This is a genomic window from Congregibacter sp., assembly GCF_965662665.1.
Lineage (GTDB): Bacteria > Pseudomonadota > Gammaproteobacteria > Pseudomonadales > Halieaceae > Congregibacter.
Map to the genome: position 1 here is coordinate 18705 of NZ_CBFIIF010000006.1, position 19766 is coordinate 38470.

Annotated in this window: 17 protein-coding genes, 1 tRNA gene and 1 pseudogene; 8 read left to right on the forward strand and 11 right to left on the reverse strand. The window is 55.3% G+C overall.

Features of this window, described 5'->3' with window-relative positions; genetic code table 11:
- Positions 1-73: 73 nt before the first annotated feature.
- The 5 genes from ACTG39_RS03945 to bioB all read right to left on the reverse strand — a co-directional run bounded on the left by ACTG39_RS03945 (position 74) and on the right by bioB (position 4221).
- Complete coding sequence (locus ACTG39_RS03945) at positions 74-439, reverse strand: cupin domain-containing protein (RefSeq protein ID WP_439106232.1); 366 nt, start codon at positions 437-439, stop codon at positions 74-76.
- Between the two features lie 165 nt (positions 440-604).
- Positions 605-681: transfer RNA gene (locus ACTG39_RS03950), tRNA-Pro, on the reverse strand.
- 43 nt (positions 682-724) lie between these two features.
- Complete coding sequence (locus ACTG39_RS03955) at positions 725-958, reverse strand: DUF3094 family protein (RefSeq protein WP_439106233.1); 234 nt, start codon at positions 956-958, stop codon at positions 725-727.
- Between the two features lie 105 nt (positions 959-1063).
- A complete protein-coding gene (locus ACTG39_RS03960; RefSeq protein WP_439106234.1) occupies positions 1064-2857 on the reverse strand; it encodes an acyl-CoA dehydrogenase C-terminal domain-containing protein in 1794 nt (597 codons plus the stop codon).
- 260 nt (positions 2858-3117) lie between these two features.
- Entirely contained in the window at positions 3118-4221 is a 1104-nt protein-coding gene (gene bioB / locus ACTG39_RS03965) for a biotin synthase BioB (RefSeq protein ID WP_439106235.1), read from the reverse strand.
- Between the two features lie 60 nt (positions 4222-4281).
- On the opposite strand from bioB, the pseudogene ACTG39_RS03970 reads away from it, so the two are divergent.
- The 6 genes and pseudogenes from ACTG39_RS03970 to ACTG39_RS03995 all read left to right on the forward strand — a co-directional run.
- A pseudogene (locus ACTG39_RS03970) lies at positions 4282-4479 on the forward strand (double zinc ribbon domain-containing protein); the annotation flags it as partial.
- 36 nt (positions 4480-4515) lie between these two features.
- Positions 4516-5010, forward strand: a complete 495-nt coding sequence (locus tag ACTG39_RS03975; RefSeq protein ID WP_439106331.1) for a ComF family protein — start codon at positions 4516-4518, stop codon at positions 5008-5010.
- 80 nt (positions 5011-5090) lie between these two features.
- A complete protein-coding gene (gene modA / locus ACTG39_RS03980) occupies positions 5091-5828 on the forward strand; it encodes a molybdate ABC transporter substrate-binding protein (RefSeq protein WP_439106236.1) in 738 nt (245 codons plus the stop codon).
- Complete coding sequence (gene modB / locus ACTG39_RS03985; protein ID WP_439106237.1) at positions 5819-6496, forward strand: molybdate ABC transporter permease subunit; 678 nt, start codon at positions 5819-5821, stop codon at positions 6494-6496. Before modA ends, modB begins: the two co-directional genes overlap by 10 nt.
- Entirely contained in the window at positions 6493-7566 is a 1074-nt protein-coding gene (modC, locus tag ACTG39_RS03990; RefSeq protein ID WP_439106238.1) for a molybdenum ABC transporter ATP-binding protein, read from the forward strand. Before modB ends, modC begins: the two co-directional genes overlap by 4 nt.
- Positions 7563-8543 carry a serine/threonine protein kinase gene (locus tag ACTG39_RS03995; RefSeq protein WP_439106239.1) on the forward strand — a complete coding sequence of 327 codons (981 nt, stop codon included), beginning with the start codon at positions 7563-7565 and terminating at the stop codon, positions 8541-8543. Before modC ends, ACTG39_RS03995 begins: the two co-directional genes overlap by 4 nt.
- 13 nt (positions 8544-8556) lie before the next feature.
- On the opposite strand, the gene ACTG39_RS04000 is transcribed toward ACTG39_RS03995, so the two are convergent.
- Entirely contained in the window at positions 8557-9282 is a 726-nt protein-coding gene (locus ACTG39_RS04000; protein ID WP_439106240.1) for an acyltransferase, read from the reverse strand.
- Positions 9283-9360: 78 nt separating this feature from the next.
- Between ACTG39_RS04000 and ACTG39_RS04005 the strand changes: the two genes are divergently transcribed.
- Both ACTG39_RS04005 and cysE read left to right on the forward strand, forming a co-directional pair.
- Positions 9361-10050, forward strand: a complete 690-nt coding sequence (locus ACTG39_RS04005; protein WP_439106241.1) for an SAM-dependent methyltransferase — start codon at positions 9361-9363, stop codon at positions 10048-10050.
- 55 nt (positions 10051-10105) lie between these two features.
- On the forward strand, positions 10106-10900 hold the full coding sequence (gene cysE / locus ACTG39_RS04010; RefSeq protein WP_439106332.1) for a serine O-acetyltransferase: 795 nt from the start codon (positions 10106-10108) through the stop codon (positions 10898-10900).
- Positions 10901-10935: 35 nt separating this feature from the next.
- On the opposite strand, the gene hemE is transcribed toward cysE, so the two are convergent.
- The 5 genes from hemE to aroK all read right to left on the reverse strand — a co-directional run bounded on the left by hemE (position 10936) and on the right by aroK (position 19760).
- The gene (gene hemE / locus ACTG39_RS04015) at positions 10936-12003 is read right to left on the reverse strand and encodes a uroporphyrinogen decarboxylase (RefSeq protein WP_439106242.1); all 1068 of its coding nucleotides are present in this window, start codon (positions 12001-12003) and stop codon (positions 10936-10938) included.
- 82 nt (positions 12004-12085) lie between these two features.
- Positions 12086-13507: an FAD-dependent oxidoreductase gene (locus ACTG39_RS04020; protein WP_439106243.1), complete on the reverse strand. Its 1422-nt coding sequence runs from the start codon at positions 13505-13507 to the stop codon at positions 12086-12088.
- 22 nt (positions 13508-13529) lie between these two features.
- Positions 13530-17972, reverse strand: coding sequence for a glutamate synthase large subunit (gltB, locus tag ACTG39_RS04025; RefSeq protein WP_439106244.1), 4443 nt, complete (start codon positions 17970-17972; stop codon positions 13530-13532).
- Between the two features lie 144 nt (positions 17973-18116).
- Positions 18117-19214, reverse strand: coding sequence for a 3-dehydroquinate synthase (aroB, locus tag ACTG39_RS04030; protein ID WP_439106245.1), 1098 nt, complete (start codon positions 19212-19214; stop codon positions 18117-18119).
- A gap of 33 nt (positions 19215-19247) precedes the next feature.
- Entirely contained in the window at positions 19248-19760 is a 513-nt protein-coding gene (gene aroK / locus ACTG39_RS04035) for a shikimate kinase AroK (protein ID WP_439106246.1), read from the reverse strand.
- Between the last annotated feature and the right edge of the window lie 6 nt (positions 19761-19766).

The following is a 19766-nucleotide window of genomic DNA, read 5'->3' on the forward strand; positions in this document are numbered from 1 at the left end:
TCAATAAGTCGCATTTGTTTATTGTTAGTAATCGACTACGTGCGCTCCAACGATCCGATAGCTTTGTCGGCCGCTAGATCCAAACGTCATTCTCTGCTGTTAAATCGCCACCGGCTTCACCAGTATTCACCACGCCCTTTGGTTCCACCAGCATGATCTTGCACTCTGATGAAGCCCGAGGCTTGTGCTCAACACCTTTAAGGACAACGTACATTTCTCCAGTTGCGAGTGTTACCTCTCCATCTCGGAACTCTATATCCAGCACCCCCTCAATCACTATGAAAACCTCATCCGTATCAGGATGCGAGTGCCAAACGAACTCATTCTGCACCTTGGCTATCTTGAACTGGTAATCGTTCAGTTCAGCGATGACTCTTGGAGACCAGTGCTCGGAGAACTGGGAGAACTTATCTTTTAGATTTATGGGAGTGCGAGGCATCGTTTCTCCGGGGCGGAAGTACTCAAGGCGGCGCACCCGCAAAAAGCGCCTAAACATGGATGGAGACGAGATCAATCTTCAAGATAGGTTATTTAAGACCGGAACTGTAAACCATGTGTCCGGTATAAAGTGTTAAGGGTGTCTCCGGTACGGACCCTCTAAAATTGGTCGGTGTGAGAGGATTCGAACCTCCGACCCCTTCCTCCCGAAGGAAGTGCGCTACCAGGCTGCGCCACACACCGACAGTGCTTTTGCGGGCAACAAAATCATAGCAAACTCAAATGATCAGTAAACGCCTGCTTGATGGGCTAGCCATTGACTGAAGAGACTCAAACCACCCACAACCACAATCAGCATCACGAGTAGGTATAGAGGCTTGAAAGGCTTTCTCTCGACGGAGTTCACGCCGCGCTTAAGAAACGCATCGACCTTGGCTTGATCTTCCGGGTACAGCTGGCGCTCCGGGCCTTCGGTTGCTGCTGCAGTCGGGACCTCTGGTTGCTCTTGTTCTTCAGACATCTTTTCGCCTCCTGGAAACGAAAACGGGCGCGAATTATCGCGCCCGTGAAGAGATATTGCACCCCCTGAACACTAACAACAGTATTTAGGAGGCTTTCAAGGTGATCAGAATGCGAACATCGCCTCAGGCATGTCCATGAGATTGTCCGCGCCAGAAAGCAGGGACTCTTTGTGCGACAGAGTACGGGGCAGGATACGCTGAAAGTAAAAACGCGCCGTCATAAGCTTGGCTTCGTAGAACGCGGTATCACCTTCGCCCGCCGCGATCTTCTTCTGCGCGACGATCGCCATTTGCGCCCAGAAGTAGGCCAGTACCACGTAGCCCGAGTACATCAGGTAATCCACGGAAGCAGCACCCGCCTCGTCAGGATTCTCCATAGCCTTGCCGCCCACCTCGAGAGACATGGTCAACCACTCATCCTTGTAGTGGTTAAGCGGTGCGACGAATTCCGCGTGGGACTCGTCGCCATTAGCGTCGGCAAACTCGCCCATCATTTCGGTGAAACCCATGAGGAGCTTTCCACCAGAACCCAGTACCTTGCGGCCGATAAGGTCCAAAGCCTGAATACCCGTGGTTCCCTCATACAGCGTGGCAATACGCGCGTCGCGGGCTATTTGTTCCATGCCCCACTCACGGATAAAGCCGTGACCGCCATAGATTTGGATGCCGTGGTTTGCGGCCTCGAGACCGACCTCAGTAACGAACGCTTTAGCGATAGGCGTAAGCACCGCCATCAGGTCATCGGCTTTCTTGGCGCTCTCTTCGTCTCCACGCTCAACAATATCGCCAAGCTGCGCCAGGTAATACAGCATCGCGCGGCTTCCCTCGGCAATAGACTTCTGGGTCAGAAGCATACGACGCACATCAGGATGCACAATAATGGGGTCAGCCGGGCCGTCGGGATTTTTTGGCCCTGTCAGGCTGCGCATGGCCAGACGCTCGCGGGCGTACTCAAGAGAGCCTTGATAGGACAGCTCGGCGTGAGCCAAGCCCTGGATCGCCGTACCGATACGCGCGGTGTTCATGAAGGTGAACATCATGTTCAGACCACGGTTAGGCTCGCCAATCAGATAACCCTTTGCACCGTCAAAGTTCATCACGCAGGTAGCGGACGCTTTGATACCCATCTTCTTTTCGATGGACGCGCAGTGCACGCCGTTGCGATCTCCAAGGCTGCCATCTTCGTTGACGTTGAATTTAGGTACTACAAACAGCGAGATACCCTTTGTGCCTTCGGGTGCATCCGGCATACGAGCAATCACGATGTGCACGATGTTGTCTGACATGTCGTGCTCACCGGCGGAGATAAAGATCTTGGTACCAGTAATCGCGTAGCTGCCATCAGCCTGTGGCTCGGCCTTGGTGCGAAGAAGACCCAGATCCGATCCGCAATGGGATTCAGTGAGACACATAGTGCCAGTCCAGTTGCCCGCTACCAGCTTGGGCAGATACTGTTCTTTCTGCTCCGGCGAGCCGTGTGCTTCAAGAGTCTTGATGCATCCGTGCGACAAGCCAGGGTACATGCCCCAAGACCAATTCGCTGTTCCGGTGAGCTCGCTAATTACGATGCCCAGCATGCTGGGCATATTCTGTCCGCCAAATTCGGGTTCTGCAGCCAGTGACGGCCAGCCATTATCCACATACTGCTTATAAGCGTCGGCAAAACCTTCTGGAGTCTTAACTCCCTCTTCGGACCATACGCAACCTTCCTCGTCGCCGCTTTGGTTCAGCGGTGAGAGTACGTTCTCAGCAAACTTAGCGCCTTCTTCGATGATGGCGCTCATGAGATCGGGTGTCGCTTCTTCGTAGCCTTTCAGACCGGCATACAAATTTTCTGTATCCAACACCTCGTTGATCACAAACTCGATGTCGCGCAGTGGCGCTTTATAAGTTGGCATAACTATCTCTCCCCATAGCGTCGGCGTGTGCACTCGTCATTTGCGAGGCCTTAGGCCTATGTGTTCAGTGTTAACTTCTGGGGGCATTATAGTCAAAATTGATGAATTTGCATGGATAAATTTGTGACATGACCAGCAAGAAGCTGGTCAAAGAATCGGTCAAATGCTGATCAAGAGCGGCACACTAATCCGGCCCAATTAAAAATAGCAAGCACTTACTTACCTCAAGAGCTACTAGTTTAAAGACCAATAAAGCTCGACTAGAGGTTCATGGCATTGTAAAAGCGGGGATCCGACGAAGGCTCATCCAGCACCTCCCGCTCTTCTGGATTGATACCCAATCGCGCAAACAGCGCCAAATCGGTGTTGGCCTCGGGATTGGCCGTCGTAAGTAACTTCTCGCCGTAGAAAATCGAGTTGGCTCCGGCCAAAAATGCCAAAGCCTGGGTCTGGTCATTCATGTCTTCGCGGCCCGCGGAGAGGCGTACATGGGACCGGGGCATGAGAATCCGCGCCACCGCTATGGTGCGCACAAACTCAAAAGGATCAAGATCGCTGGCTTCCGCCAGGGGCGTGCCTGGCACGCGTACCAGCATGTTGATGGGTACACTCTCAGGGTGCTCGGGGAGATTCGCAAGTTGTTGTAACAGTCCCACGCGATCACCGGCATCTTCGCCCATACCTACAATGCCGCCGCTGCAGACTTTCATGCCGGCGTCGCGCACATGTTCAAGGGTTTCGAGTCGGTCAGCGTAAGTCCGCGTAGTGATGATGTCGCCGTAGTACTCCGGCGAGGTATCGAGATTGTGGTTGTAGTAATCAAGACCCGCCTCAGCGAGAGTTTGCGCCTGCGTATCACTGAGCATTCCCAGCGTCATGCAGGTCTCCAAACCCAGACCCTTGACCCCTTCGATCATGGCAGTAAGGGCAGGTAAATCCCGATCCTTAGGAGATCTCCACGCGGCACCCATGCAAAAGCGAGTAGCCCCGGAACGACGAGCAGCTCTTGCCTGATCAAGCACCTGATTAACTTCCATCAACGCCTCAACGGACAAACCCGTATCAAAGCGCGTGCTTTGAGGGCAATAAGCGCAGTCTTCGGGGCAGGCGCCGGTTTTGATCGAAAGCAAAGTGCTCACTTGGACTTCATTCGGGTCAAAATATGCACGATGCATAGACTGCGCACGGAACAATAAGTCATTGAAAGATAAAGCAAAAAGTGCTCCCACTTCTTCGCGCTGCCAGTCGTGGCGGAGGAGTGTCGAATCAGGCTCAACCACAGCCGCGCGCTCACCAACCGGACCGCACTCGATACCGTCCGCAATAGGTGTCTGGGTCTCATTTGCTGACAGGGGCTTGTTCATAGGCGAGCTCTCGTGGGGAGCCCGCCATGGTAGGTCATACAAGCGCACTGTCAACTTTTTATGATCAACAAGGTTAACAGCGTGGTGACGACCTTTGGCGTAGCCACGATCGACTACTTGGCGCCACAGCGTTGCATCTACTGCGACCAGCCGAGCCATTGCAGCCAAGCCATCTGCGAGGTTTGCCAGGACGCGCTTACACCCAATGATCAACCCTGTCCCGGGTGCGCCCTTCCGGGAATGGGTAATCGGCTCTGTCCAGCTTGTCTGGAGACTGAACCCGTTTTAGCAAGCGTGACCGCTGCCTATGAGTACGATGCGGCTCTAGCGTACTTTATGTACCGCTGGAAATATATTGGGGAACAAAGACTGTCGGCAACGGCTGCTAAATTATTATTAAATGTAGATATTTGCATCAAAAATGCCGATATCGTGCTTGCAACGCCGCTCCATTGGCAGCGCCAACTTCGTCGTGGATTCAACCAGAGCGAGGACTTGCTCAGAGCACTGTGTGGGCTGCGATCAAGCCTTGAGCCAACGCCTAAAAAGATCGCCAAACTCAGCCGACACAAGGCTACCAAAGCCCAAGCCCGTGCCACTCGTTCTGAGCGTTTGGAAAACCTCAGCGGCGCCTTCACGATACAAGGCAACGTAAGCGGTTGTTCGGTAGCCATTGTTGATGACGTCTGCACCACCGGTGCAACGGGTAACGCCATGGCGAGGGTCCTGTTGGACGCGGGAGCCAGTGAAGTTCATCTCTATTGTCTTGCCCGCACGCCTTCGCGTTGACCTACAATGGGGTGATGTTTTCTACGCCACACTTCTCCGTCATTCTCTTTAAATTTTTTAGCTTTATCGACGCCCTCCGCTTGAGCCGTATCAAACTATCAAGACCCCGTGCATCATTGGTTTTAAGCGCGCTACTCGCAGCAGGGCAAGCCTTTGCAGCTGACGTGCCGTCATTGAACGTAGCCGTTGCCGCCAACTTCCGCGTTGCCGCCCAGAGTCTGGGCGAGAACTTCACCGCCCACACCGGGGTGTCAGTGCAGATCAGCAGTGCATCGACGGGTGTACTGGCTGCACAAATGCGTCGAGGCGCACCCTTTGACGTGCTTTTGGCGGCCGATTACGCAAGACCTCAGGGACTCGTCGACGATGGAACCAGTCCCGATCCAGCCCAGTGCTACGCCGAAGGCTCGCTGGTTCTTCTGGGAGCAGATGCCATCGGGCCAGCTCTCGCTGACGCCAGTAAAAGCATAGCCATAGCCAACCCGCGATCGGCGCCCTACGGCACAGCGGCCTTAGCCGTTTTAGCCCGCGACGGTTTTGCGAGCGCCGCCGAGCGTCGCGTCGTTCGCGGCAACAATGTACAGCAAGCCCTGCAGTTCTATCTAAGCGGTGGTGCGGATTTAGCGCTCGTCGCCCGATCTTTGAGTCCGAACTCGGGAACAACAATCCCTCGCTCCTGGTATCCACCGATTGAGCAATTCGCCGTACTCAATGCCGAGTCTGAGAACCTCAAGACCGCTCGAGCATTTCTTGACTATCTTTTGAGTCCTGAGGCTACGCCGGTACTCGAAAGCTTTGGGTACAAACAGTGCTCTTAAGTACCCCGGAGTGGCAGGCGGTATTTCTGACTCTGCGTCTGGCAGCGGTGAGCACGGTGATTCTTATTGTGTTGGGTACTCCGCTGGCGTACTGGCTGTCGCGTCAGCGGGGTTCCTTCGCCGCTCTCATCGAAGCGCTTGTGGCCTTGCCATTGGTGCTGCCACCAACGGTACTCGGCTTTTATCTGCTTTTGGCGTTGGCTCCCAGTGCCCTGCCGGGTCAGCTATGGCAAACGGTGACGGGAACACAACTGGCCTTTAGTTTTTCGGCGCTTGTCGTGGGTTCGGTGATTTATTCGCTACCCTTCGTTGTCCAGCCGTTACAGCAGGCGTTCAGTCGCGTTCCGGACACGCTGCTGCAGGCAGGGGCGACATTGGGAGCAAGTCCCCTAGAGCAGTTTCGCGCTATCACCTTGCCATTGTGTAAACGCAGCTTTGTCATAGCGGGCGCTCTCGGCTTCGCTCATACCGTGGGTGAGTTTGGCGTCGTACTCATGATTGGCGGCAATATTCCGGGGGAGACACAAGTACTCTCTATTGCCCTCTATGATCACGTCGAAGCTATGGACTACGGCAGCGCGCATCAAATCGCTATCGGCCTGGTCGCATTTTCCCTACTACTGTTGTTTTGGCTATACCGTGATCGCGGTTGGCGGATCGGTCGATGAGCCATCTCTCAATTAACATCGAGCACCGCGATGCGTCGGGGTTTTATCTCAGTATCGAAACGCAGATTCAGCTGACGGGTGTAACCGCGCTATTTGGTCCCAGCGGTAGCGGCAAGACCACGATCCTCAACTGTATTGCGGGGCTTCGGCCCGACATCGCAGAAGCCACTATCACCTTCGACAACGACAGGTGGCAAAAAGAAAAGCAGCACACGCCGCCCTGGCAGAGGTCCGTAGGCTATGTGTTTCAGGATGCGCGATTGTTTCCCCACATGACGGTCGCTCAGAATACGGCATTTGCAGCAAAGCATGCCACGGCACCCCCCAATAGTATCGAAATCGCCAGATGGATGAACATTGAGTCATTAATGGATCGACTACCGGAGACTCTGTCCGCTGGGCAACAGGCACGCGTTGCCATCGCCCGGGCGCTCATGCGCGATCCACAACTACTGCTGCTAGATGAGCCCCTGGCGAATCTGGATAAGGCCGCAGCGGCACAATGTCTGGCGTGCCTTGCGCGTATTCATCGGGAAAGAGATCTGCCCATCATTTACGTTAGCCATCAGATTGAAGAGGTCAGTACCATCGCGGATCAGATCCTGCTCATCGAAGATGGAAAAATCACTGAACAAGGGGCGCTGCTGGAACTGGCCAGCAAACTGGATACACAACTTGCCGAGGATGACGCCGCCGCCAGTCTGTTGTCGGTGGAAGTGGTTGATACGGACACAAACTTTGGACTCACAGAGCTTAGTGTGGACGGGCAGTCGCTCTGGGTTGCGGGAGACGAACATCGTGGCAGCACTCGACGCTTGCGTGTGCCCGCCCGGGATGTAAGTGTCTGCCGTGAGTGGCCGATCGACACAAGCATCCAGAACATATTGCCCGTGACGCTTAGGGAAATCAGGCAGCTATCAAACGCGCACTGCCTCCTGCGACTGCAACTATCCGAACAATGCCTGCTAGCGCGTATTACCCGGCGCTCTCAGGAAGATCTCAAACTGCAACCGGGTGATCACCTGTTTGCGCAAATCAAAAGTACGGCCTTACTGGGCGACACGCGATGAGTAGCCACCCCTTTGATGTCCTCACTCCCGACGCAATCATAGACGCGGTAGAGGCTGCTGGCTTTGTCAGCGATGCACGACTACTCGCACTTAACAGCTACGAGAATCGCGTGTATCAGGTGGGTATCGAAGACGACACACCGCTCATCGTGAAGTTCTATCGGCCGGGTCGTTGGACCGAGGATCAACTGCGCGAAGAGCATAGTTTTAGCGAAGAACTAGTAGAGGCGGAGATACCCGTCGTGGCACCGCTCATCTCTGAGAATGGAGAGACCGTCCATCGTTGGGGCGAGCTACTGTACACGTTGTTCCCTCGACGCGGCGGACATGCACCCGAGTTCGACAATCTCGATAACCTGCTTGTTCTGGGTAGGACACTGGGCCGTATCCATGCCATTGGCGCGACCAAACCTTTTAGTCATCGTCCCCGTTTAGAGGGACAGGCAATAATCGATGAAAGCCGCGACTTACTGCCCGAGAACTTCATACCGGCAGAGCTGAAGACTGCGTACATCACACTGCTTGATGACCTTGAACGGGAACTCTCTCCGAAGATTGAACAAATCGAAGCGGCGGGAGGAATCCGTGTGCATGGCGATTGCCACGGCGGAAACATTCTCTGGCGCGACGACACGGCGAACTTTGTGGACCTCGATGATTGTATGACCGCCCCCGCAATTCAGGATCTGTGGATGTTTTTATCCGGCGAACCCCACGAGCAAGAGATCCAGCTCGGCGAGGTCATCGCCGGATACGAAGAATTTTTTGAGTTTGACCCGAGGGAGTTGCACTGGATAGAAACGCTGCGGACTCTGCGCATCATCCGTTATGCCGCCTGGCTAGCACGGCGCTGGGACGATCCGGCCTTTCCTAAGGCCTTTCCGTGGTTTAACACCGAGCGTTACTGGTCGGATCATATTTTGGAACTACGGGAGCAGTTCTCGCGATTACAGGAGCCGGTACTGAGACTGCTTTAACCACTGGCGCAACTTAGGCCCTGCGCGACGCTGGATACACAACACTCCACAGCCAAGCCCAAAATCCATTCTTGCCAAGCACCATCCGATCCACCTCATCAAAAAAGCGCAGCTGCCCTTCGGGGTCCGAAAAGTAATCAAGGCGAGTAGTCATTTCTCGGTCTGCGTCGAGCGCTTTGACGACCTGCGCAGGGTTTCCAGCCACTATTACATTAGAAGGCACATCTTTGGTCACCACGGACCGTGCAGCCACCACACTGTTTTTACCAATGGTGACGCCCTTAAGCACCGTAGCGTGATCTCCTAACCAGACGTTATCCCCGATGTGCACCGGCGTCACCCGCTCGCTGCGCTGGGTACGATCGTAAATTGTGTGCCAGTCCGAATCAGTAATGTAGGTACCGTTGGCCATCATGACGCCATCCCCAATGGTGATTTCGTCGGATGCGCTGAGCCGCGAACCCGGACTCATCAACACGCCTCGGCCAATGCGGATAGATCCCGCTCCGGCCTCACGACCCCAGACGCCTATCTCTACGCGGTGCATCGGCTCTGCGACGGCGGTAAAACACTCTCCGATATGAATATTTGGCCCGGAGATAATCACGTAACGCGGCTTCATAAAAGTCGAGTAATCGCCCAGGCTCGCGCACTCGGGACGTAAAAAGTAATCGACGTACCATCGGCGATAACGCAGGTAGGCTTTTTTGACCCAGTAGGGCCTCAGATCATCACGCATGCAGAGACAATAAGTTTGCGACTTTCGAAGCGCTAACCGTATCATCTCCAGCCCGATTCCAACCAATCACCCTTGGCGATGCAGTCACCTTCCCGGCAGATACAGAGCAGTCAGCGCGGCGTCCATTCGGGACTGCCAGCGCTGATTCGTCGTCACCAGCAACATGCCTGGCAAAAACCGGTTCAAGAGGTAGATCTGCCGGCTCTCGAGCACTTGGACAGTGCGCTAGAGAGTCATAGGGGAGCCGTGGTTCTCGACTCTTTTTGCGGAACTGGTCAGAGCACCGCGCTGCTTTGCCAGCGCTACCCAGACGCTCTTGTCATCGGCGTAGACAAATCCTCTCACAGGCTGAGCCGGCGGCCAGCTTTGCCGGAGAACGGTGTGCTACTTCAGGCACATTGCGAGGCGGTGTGGCGGCATCTTGTCGAACGCGAGACGCAACTTTCAGCCCATACCATTCTGTATCCCAATCCCTGGCCAAAGCCCGGACATCTGGGACGCCGCGTCCACGGTCATCCCGCTTTTCCATTACTGCTGGCGCTCGGCGGTGCATTGGAACTGCGTAGCAACTGGCAACTGTATGTTGAAGAGTTCGGTGTTGCGCTAAGCCTCCTCGGTTACCCATCTCGGGTGGCCACAGTGCCATCAGAGGAGGAGCCGCTAACACTGTTTGAGGAGAAATATCGGCAGAGCGGGCACGCCTTGTGGTCACTTACCGCCCGCATTGGGTCGCCAGCGCGAACACAGATTACCCAAGATCACGCATGAAGACTTCACTGCAATCGGCTACCCTTAGAGCTATGAAACGAGGAACAAGCCTATGATGCCCGGAATCGATGATCCGATCTGGCAGCGAATCTGTGAAGAGACGCGGCAGCACTCGCAGGATGAGCCTGTGCTCGCCAGTTACCTGCACGCCACTATACTTAATCACAAACGGATTGAGCGTTCCCTAAGCTTCTTGCTGGCGAACCAGCTGGATAGTCCCGCGGCCTCATCGTTACTCTTACGTGAGGTCATGCTAGAGGCCTTTGAGGCAGATCCAGAGATCTTGGACGCAGTTCGCGCCGATCTCCTCGCGGTTCTCGAGAGAGACTCCGCGACGCATGAGCTTTACACGCCGTTTCTGTACTCGAAAGGTTTCCATGCCCTCGAGGCACACCGGGTATCGCATTGGCTTTGGACTAATGGCCGGGAAGCCCTCGCGCTTTTCTTCCAGAATCGCGTCAGCACCAAGTTTGCGGTCGACATTCACCCCGCCGCGCGTATCGGCAAGGGAATCATGCTCGATCACGCTACGGGTCTGGTCATTGGCGAAACTGCCCGCGTGGGTAATAACGTATCGATACTGCAATCCGTGACCCTGGGCGGCACCGGTAAAGAGGATGGCAATCGTCATCCAAAAATCTGCGACGGCGTTTTAATCAGCGCAGGAGCCAAGATCCTTGGAAACATCTGCGTAGGTGAAGGGGCCAAAGTCGGCGCTGGCAGCGTTGTGCTGGAACCCGTTGCGCCGCATACGACTGTCGCCGGCGTTCCCGCCAAAGTCGTGGGTAAACCGGCTACCGATCAGCCGGCTCTAGACATGGATCACGCCTGGCCCTGCTGCGACGATTGAGATTGATCGCCTGCGCGTCTCGCCACAGTTCGTTCTCAATCTCGATGATACTGGGGTGACAACTCAATCACTGCATCAACGAACGCCGACACATGATCGGGATTTACCCCCGGCGTGATGCCGTGACCGAGGTTGAAGATGTGGCCACTGCCGTGTCCAAAGCCAGCGAGGATACTGGCGACTTCTTCGCGAATTCGCTCAGGTGATGCAAACAGCATCATGGGATCCATATTGCCCTGTAGTGCCACGCGATCACCCACAAGTTTCTTCGCTGTGGCGATATCGGTCGTCCAGTCGATGCCCACAGCCTGAGCACCGCAATCAGCAATCGTCGGCAGCCACTGCCCGCCACCCTTGGTAAACACGATAACGGGTACGGGGCGGCCATCAGCTTCACGAGGCAGGCGCGACACAATGCGCTGCATGTATTTGAGGGAGAACTCCTTGTAAGCCGCCGCGCTCAGGCTGCCGCCCCAGGTATCAAAAATCTGCAAAGCCTGCGCTCCGGCCTCAACCTGCGCCGTGAGGTAATCGGCAACGGCATCTGCCAGTAGGGTGAGCAGCTCATGCATCAACTCCGGTTGATCGTAAGCCATAGTCTTCACCCGGGAGAAGTCTTTGGACGAGCCGCCTTCTACCATGTAGGTGGCCAGCGTCCAGGGCGAACCCGAAAAACCAATGAGAGGAACCGAACCATTAAGCTCCTTACGAATGGCACTGACCGCATCCATAACGTAGCCCAGATCATCACTCGCCTTAAAAGAGTTCAGTCCCGCAAGATCCTCGGCGCTGCGCACTGTTTTTCTAAAACGTGGTCCTTCACCGGTCTCAAAATAGAGTCCCAGTCCCAAGGCATCTGGAATCGTAAGAATGTCTGAAAACAGAATCGCCGCATCCATCGCGTAACGACGCAGCGGTTGCATGGTTACTTCGCAAGCAAGCTCAGTGTTTTTACACAGATCCAAAAACGACCCGGCCTGTTCTCGGGTCGCTCGATACTCAGGGAGATAACGACCGGCTTGGCGCATCATCCAAAGGGGTGTGCGGTCCACAGGCTGACGCATTAATGCGCGTAAGAAACGGTCGTTTTTCAGTTCACTCATCGTTATTTTTTTCCTCAATCGGTCTTTTGAGACCCCTGATTTACAAACTCAATGTGGTTTCGAGTAACTCTTGGCTGGGAGACTAAACCTCCAGATAATCCAGAATACCCTCAGCGGCCTGGCGACCTTCCCAGATTGCGGTCACGACGAGATCCGAACCGCGGACCATGTCGCCACCGGCAAACACCTTGGGATTACTGGTCTGAAAGCCAAACTTCTGATGTTCCTGTGCGACCACGCCGCCCCAGTCATTAACAGCTACGCCCACGTCGTCGAACCACGGTGCAGGGCTTGGCTGAAAACCAAAAGCCATGATCACGGCATCAGCCTCCAGCACTTCTTCGCTGCCGGGAATCGCTTCGGGACGTCGGCGACCGTCAGGACCGGCTTCTCCCAGTCGCGTCTCAACAGTCTTAACACCGCAGGCATCGCCAAAATACTCAACGACTTCCACGGGTTGGCGATTAAACAAAAACTCCACACCTTCTTCACGCGCGTTCGCAACTTCCTTGCGAGAGCCGGGCATGTTTTCCTCATCGCGACGGTAGGCGCAAATCACGTGTTCCGCTTGCTGGCGCACCGCGGTACGAACGCAATCCATGGCAGTATCGCCGCCACCTAGAACAACGACACGTTTACCTTTTAGATTAACGTAGGCGTCGGGATGTTGCTCAAATCCGAGATTATTGTTGACGTTACCAATGAGGTAATCGAGGGCCTTATGCACGCCTGGCAGATCCTCTCCAGGGAAGTTTCCCTGCATGGGCGTGTAGGTTCCCATGCCCAGAAAAACTGCATCGTAATCCTCAAGCAGAGTTTCCATACCAATATCGCGGCCAATCTCGGTATTCAGCTGAAACTCCATGCCCATTTCCGTGAAGATCTCGCGGCGGCGCATCATCACCTGTTTTTCAAGCTTGAATTCGGGAATACCAAAAGTGAGCAGACCGCCAATCTCCGGGTAGCGATCAAAAATCACCGGCTTAACACCTGCGCGAACCAATATATCAGCACAGCCTAGCCCGGCAGGCCCCGCGCCAATAATCGCGACGCGCTTATCTGTGGGTACCACGTTCGAGAGATCAGGTCGCCAACCCATGGCCAGGGCGGTGTCAGTGATGTATTTCTCTGCCGAGCCAATGGTCACCGCACCAAAACCATCATTAAGGGTACAGGCACCCTCGCACAAACGATCCTGAGGACATACGCGACCGCATACTTCCGGCAGCGTGTTGGTCTGATGACTAAGCTCTGCGGCTTCAAACAGATTGCCGTCGCTAACCAGCTTTAGCCAGTTGGGAATAAAGTTGTGAACCGGACACTTCCACTCGCAATAGGGATTACCGCACTCGAGGCATCGATCACTCTGATCCTCTACCTGCGTCTTGGTAAAGGGGTCATAAATCTCGACATACTCGGTCTTACGAGCGGGCATATGCTTTTTATCGGGATCGGCACGGCCGACATCGATAAACTGAAAGTTGTTACTTACGCGTCCACTCATAGAGGTCGCTCCGGTCTGTATCCTAGTCAGTCTCTCGCAGGCGGCTCAGCAGTTGCTGAAGATCGGCGGCCTTGGGTTTCACCAGCCAGAACTTGCCTACGTAGTCTTCAAAATTTTCCTGAATCTCTCGACCCCAGGCAGAGTCTGTCTCCGCCACATGTTGGGTGAGAATATCCATAAGGTGCGTTCGATACGCCTCCATATACTCGGAGCTCACACGATGAATCTCGACCAGCTCGCTGTTATAGCGGTCGATAAACTGGCGCTGCTGATCCAGTACGTAGGCAAAGCCGCCCGTCATACCGGCACCAAAGTTGACCCCGGTATCACCCAGTACCGTCACGCAACCACCGGTCATGTACTCACAACAGTGGTCTCCGGCACCCTCTACTACTGCATGGGCGCCCGAGTTACGCACCGCAAAGCGCTCGCCAGCAATACCCGCGGCGTAAAGCGCTCCACCCGTTGCACCATAAAGGCAGGTGTTGCCAATAATGGTGGTTTCCTGGGAGGCGTATCTACTGTTGGCCGGAGGATAGATAACCAGCTTGCCGCCAGCCATTCCTTTGCCGACATAGTCATTGCTGTCGCCCTCAAGATACATATGCAGGCCACCGGCGTTCCAAACGCCGAAGCTCTGACCTGCCGTACCACTGAGCCTGAGAACTACTGGCGATTCTTCCATGCCCATGTTGCCATGATGTCGGGCGATCTCCCCCGACAATCGTGCACCGATAGACCGATCGCAATTGGTCACGGTAAATGCAAACTCACCGCCGCTGCCGGCCTCGATCGCAGACAAAGTCTCGGTCAGCATGGCCTCAGCTTTCTCACCGCGATCGAAGGGATCGTTCGAGGCAACCATACAAAACTCCGGCTGCCCTTCTGCATCCTCTGACTTATGCAAAATCGGCGCAAGATCCAGAGACCGCTGTCTAGGCGTATCGCCGGGCAGTCTGTGCAAAAGATCCGTGCGGCCAATCAACTCCTCCAGAGAGCGCATACCCAGGCTTGCCAACCACTCGCGGGTTTCCTCAGCAACAAAGGTGAAGAAGTGCACCACCATTTCTACCGTGCCGTTGAAATGATCGTCGCGCAGATGCTCGTTCTGGGTGGCCACGCCGGTAGCGCAATTATTCAAGTGGCAAATACGCAGGTACTTACAGCCCAGTGCAACCATGGGCGCGGTACCAAAGCCAAAGCTCTCTGCCCCGAGTATGGCTGCCTTTATGACGTCTAAGCCGGTCTTCATACCACCATCCGCCTGCAGGCGAACATTGCCGCGCAGCCCATTCCCCCGGAGGGTTTGCTGAACTTCTGCAAGGCCCAATTCCCAGGGAGAGCCCGCGTGACGAATTGACGTCAGCGGACTGGCCGCCGTTCCGCCGTCATAACCACTGATGGTGATGAGGTCGGCATAAGCCTTGGCAACGCCAGCTGCAATCGTTCCCACACCGGGCTCAGAAACCAGTTTTACAGAGACTAGGGCCGTCGGATTGACCTGCTTAAGATCGAAGATCAGCTGAGCCAGATCTTCAATGGAGTAAATATCATGATGGGGCGGCGGCGAGATTAGGGTCACGCCCGGCACTGAATAACGCAATCGGGCAATCAGCTCGTTAACCTTGCCGCCGGGTAGCTGCCCACCTTCTCCGGGCTTAGCGCCCTGAGCAACCTTGATCTGAAGCACCTCAGCGTTCACCAGATAATGCGGCGTGACACCAAAGCGACCGGAGGCGATCTGCTTGATCTTCGACACACGCTCGGTGCCAAAGCGCGCGGGGTCTTCACCGCCTTCGCCTGAGTTTGAACGAGCCCCTACGCGGTTCATCGCGGCCGCCAAGGCTTCGTGGGCCTCTGGGCTCAAAGCGCCCAGGGACATGCCCGCCGAGTCAAAGCGCTTCATGATCGCTTCTACAGGCTCCACCTCATCAATGGGTATGGGGCCGGTGCTTGCTACCGGGGTAAACAAATCTCTGAGCGTCGCGACCGGACGTTCGTTAACCAGCTTGGCGTAACTCTGATAGCGGGAGTACTCGCCGGTGGACACAGCTTGCTGGAGCGTCGTAACGACATCAGGATTAAAAGCGTGATACTCCTGCCCATGGACGTACTTTAAGAGGCCGCCCTGGCTAATCCCTTTACGATGACTACTCGCCCATCGCGCCAGAGCTTCGGAGTCTTCCTGAAGATCGACAAATCGTGCGCCTTCGATGCGGCTGGCCACACCACAAAAGGCCAGGTCGACAACTTCTCTCGCCAAACCCACCGCTTCAAAGAGCTGTGCACCGCGATAGGAACTCACCGCAGAGATGCCCATCTTGGACATAATCTTGAGCAGGCCTTTGTTCAGTCCGCGCCGATAGTTTTTGTAGCAAACACCCGGATCACCCAGCAGCTCACCGCTACGCAAGAGCTCTTCCAACACTGAGTAGGCGAGATAGGGATACACCGCGGTGGCGCCAAATCCGAGCAAGCAGGCAATCTGATGCGAGTCCCGGGCACTCGCAGTCTCCACCAGCAAGTTGGCGTTGCAGCGTAAGCCCACCTGAATGAGATGATGATGCACAGCGCCTGTGGCCAGCAGACTGTGAATAGGAAGTCTGTCATCCTCGATGCGCCGATCTGACAGCAACAAAAGCGTGTTGCCATCGTTTACCGCGGCTTCGGCCTGTAGCTTGAGTGCTTCGACAGCACTTTTAAGATCGGTCTCTTTGGGGTCGAAGCTGCAATCGAGTTCCCCTATCTGAAAACCCGGACGATCAAGGTTGATCAGCGTATTGAACTTTCCTTGAGACAAAACCGGAGAAGTCAAAATTACCCGGTCGGCGTGTTCTGGCCCCAAATGGAACAGGTTTCGCTCTACGCCAATCGCTGTCTCCAGCGACATCACGATGGCTTCTCGCAGGGGGTCAATAGGCGGATTGGTTACCTGGGCAAACTTCTGGCGGAAATAGTCATACAGTGAGCGCTGTTTTAGCGACAACACGGCCATGGGCGTATCGTCACCCATGGAACCCACAGCCTCGTTGCCGGACTCCGCCAGCGGGCGCAGTACCTGTTCCCGCTCTTCAAAGCTGACCTGAAACATCTTCATGTACGCGTCAAGGTTCTCGGGGTCGATACCCTGAGCGCCCTCGTCTTGAAAACTCCCCACGATGCGCTGGGAACTCTCTTTGAGCCAGCGCTTGTAGGGGTGCGCCGACTTCAGACGATTGTCGATATCGTCGGTCTGTAGAAACTCTCCCGTGTGCGTGTCAATAACCAATAGCTGGCCGGGCCCCACACGTCCCTTCGCCACAACGTCCTCGTTCCGGTAGTTGTAAGTACCTACCTCGGACGCAACGGTAATAAAGCCGTCGGTGGTGCGCACCCATCGCGCAGGACGCAGACCGTTTCGATCCAGCAAGCACACGGCATAGCGACCATCGGTGAGCACGATACCCGCGGGTCCATCCCAGGGCTCCATGTGCATGGAGTGATACTCGTAGAACGCTTTGAGATCAGGATCGATGGATTCGATGTTCTGCCAGGCGGGCGGAATCAGCATGCGCAGAGCCCTGGGCATATCGACGCCACCGGTGAGCAGAACGTCCAGCATATTGTCCAGACTCGAAGAGTCAGAACCGCTGCGGTTCACCAGCGGGGCAATATCCGCGATGTCCGGCAAGCGGTCATTTTCAAACAACGCCGTGCGAGCAGTCGCCCAGTTCCGATTGCCATCAATCGTGTTAATCTCGCCGTTGTGTGCGAGGAGCCTGAAGGGCTGTGCCAGGGGCCAGCGAGGCATGGTGTTTGTCGAAAAACGCTGGTGGAAAACGCAAATCGCGGTGCACAGGCGCTCGTCAGACAGGTCATGATAAAAACGCGGTAAATCTACCGGCATGACCAGGCCTTTATAAGCAATCACCCGTGAAGAGAGGCTGCAAATATAAAACTCGGCGTCGTCGGCGGTCGCGATCTCAGTTTTTCGACGCACAACAAACAGCGCCGTGGATAGCTGGTCCTGCGTTAAGTCTTTTGCATCCACAAAAACCTGTTCTATGCGCGGTAGTCCGGCTAAGGCGATTTCACCACATACCGATGTGTCGACGGGCACTTCGCGCCAGCCCACAACTACCAGCCCTTGGTCGCGCAGAGCGGTCTCTAGAGCGTCACGACCCGCTTGAGCCGCGGCGGCATCCTGATTAAGGAAAATCTGCCCGACGGCCAAGCGGCCAATGTTGTCGGCATCAAAATGCTCTTTAGCGAGGGCACGCATGAACGCTTCGGGCATTTGCATCAGCAATCCACAACCGTCACCGGTGCGCCCGTCCGATGCGATACCGCCACGGTGGGTCATGCAGGTCAGGGATTCGATGGCCACCTGCAACAGGCGGTGACTCGCATCTCCGGACATATGCGCGATAAGACCGAATCCGCAGTTGTCGCGGAATTCCTCAGGACTGTATAGGCCTGCGCTCATACTCAGGTTTTATTCCTTTCAAAAACAATAACTTGTGGTCGTTCTCAAGACCAAGAGCGTCGACCGATACCTGCTGCTGCGTGGTTTTTATTGCAGGCGGGGGGGAGCAAGTTTACACAGATGCTAAAAGCGGAACAAACCCGTTTAAACGGTCGAAAAAGGCGTGAGAAATGACTCTAATTCAGCCTCGGAAACATCATCAACTATGCAGGCTTGTCCGATCTCCTCCAGGAGTACCAGCCGCAGCCTGCCATCCACAACTTTTTTGTCGCGCAGCATGTGCTGTTTCCAACTAGCGGTGGACATATCTACTGGCGGAGACGTCGGCAGAGACATTGTTGACAGCCACGTCACAAGACGCTCCACGTCTTCATCGGTAATCCAGCCGCGACTCACCGAGAGCCGGGCAGCGAGAACCATACCTGCGGCCACCGCTTCTCCGTGAAGCCATTGGCCATAACCCTGAGCAGCTTCGATAGCGTGTCCAAAGGTATGACCCAGATTTAGGGTGGCACGTATGCCTCCCTCGCGCTCATCTTCCGCGACGACCCGCGCCTTGGCAGCACAGCTGCGCTTGATAGCCTCTCGCAGAACAGCCTTATCCCGAGCTAACAAATCCGCACTATGCTGGTGCAACCACTCATAAAAAGCCGGGTCACAAATCAGGCCGTATTTGATCACCTCGGCAAGTCCTGCTGAGTACTCCCGCGCAGGCAAACTATCCAGAACATCCGGGTCGATAAAAACAGCCTGTGGCTGGTAAAAGGCGCCGATCATGTTCTTGCCAAGCGGATGATTTACACCGGTTTTGCCGCCGACACTGGAGTCCACCTGGGCCAGCAGAGTGGTGGGAATCTGCACAAAGCTAACCCCGCGCTGATAGCTTGCCGCTGCGAAGCCGGCCATATCGCCTACTACGCCGCCACCGAGAGCGATAAAGCTCGTACTGCGATTGTGATTGTCCCTAAGCGCGGTATCAAAGATCTGCTCAAGGGTCGCGAGGGTCTTGTGCTCCTCGCCATCGGGCAGCAGAACTTGAGACACCTGCAGCGATGGGTCTAAACCGGCGAGCAACCGATCAAGGTACAACGGCGCCACGGTGGTATTGCTAACAACAACGACCTGATTGCCTTTGATATGCCGCTTAAGACGCGCACTGTCATCCAGCACCCCGCTTTCGATATAAATCGGGTAGCTACGCTCAGCGAGTTGGACATTAAGGGTCGTGTTGGGGGTACTCATGGACAAATGGACCGCGCTCTAATCTGTGGCGCGCTAAGGTAACTGCGCAAGCAGCCTCTGTGCAATCACCTTGGGACTACTGCTGTCGGTATCAATCACGTAATCCGCAATATCGCGATAAAGGGGGTCGCGCAGCTCAAACAACTCTCGGAGGGTCGTTTCGGGGTCATTGCCATTGAGTAAAGGCCGGCTGCGGTCACCGCGCGTCCGACGGATTTGCTCATTAAGGGTTGCGTGGAGATAGATGACAAAGCCGCGGGACGCAAGGACGCGACGATTAGCTTCGCGCATGACGACTCCCCCTCCTGTAGCGAGGACGGTGTGATCGAGAAGGGTCATCTCTTCAATGACAGATTCTTCGCGGTTGCGAAAACCTTCCTCGCCCTCAACGTCAAAGATCCACGCAATATCGGCGCCGGTGCGGTTTTCTATTTCGGAATCACTGTCAGCAAAGCCCAGCTTCAGGCCGCGCGCAAGGAGCTTGCCAATGGTTGTTTTGCCGGCTCCCATGGGGCCCACAAGAAAAACGCGGTTGAAATTACTCACAAAGCG

Bases quoted from the DNA above. Each gene is read 5' to 3' on its own strand.
- hemE (WP_439106242.1), bottom strand. From the start codon at position 12,003: ATGAGTGAACTGAAAAACGACCGTTTCTTACGCGCATTAATGCGTCAG.
- modC (WP_439106238.1), top strand. From the start codon at position 6,493: ATGAGCCATCTCTCAATTAACATCGAGCACCGCGATGCGTCGGGGTTT.
- ACTG39_RS03955 (WP_439106233.1), bottom strand. From the start codon at position 958: ATGTCTGAAGAACAAGAGCAACCAGAGGTCCCGACTGCAGCAGCAACC.
- ACTG39_RS03995 (WP_439106239.1), top strand. From the start codon at position 7,563: ATGAGTAGCCACCCCTTTGATGTCCTCACTCCCGACGCAATCATAGAC.
- cysE (WP_439106332.1), top strand. From the start codon at position 10,106: ATGCCCGGAATCGATGATCCGATCTGGCAGCGAATCTGTGAAGAGACG.
- bioB (WP_439106235.1), bottom strand. From the start codon at position 4,221: ATGAACAAGCCCCTGTCAGCAAATGAGACCCAGACACCTATTGCGGAC.
- ACTG39_RS03945 (WP_439106232.1), bottom strand. From the start codon at position 439: ATGCCTCGCACTCCCATAAATCTAAAAGATAAGTTCTCCCAGTTCTCC.
- ACTG39_RS04005 (WP_439106241.1), top strand. From the start codon at position 9,361: ATGCAGTCACCTTCCCGGCAGATACAGAGCAGTCAGCGCGGCGTCCAT.
- gltB (WP_439106244.1), bottom strand. From the start codon at position 17,972: ATGAGCGCAGGCCTATACAGTCCTGAGGAATTCCGCGACAACTGCGGA.
- ACTG39_RS03960 (WP_439106234.1), bottom strand. From the start codon at position 2,857: ATGCCAACTTATAAAGCGCCACTGCGCGACATCGAGTTTGTGATCAAC.
- aroB (WP_439106245.1), bottom strand. From the start codon at position 19,214: ATGAGTACCCCCAACACGACCCTTAATGTCCAACTCGCTGAGCGTAGC.
- ACTG39_RS04020 (WP_439106243.1), bottom strand. From the start codon at position 13,507: ATGAGTGGACGCGTAAGTAACAACTTTCAGTTTATCGATGTCGGCCGT.
- ACTG39_RS04000 (WP_439106240.1), bottom strand. From the start codon at position 9,282: ATGCGTGATGATCTGAGGCCCTACTGGGTCAAAAAAGCCTACCTGCGT.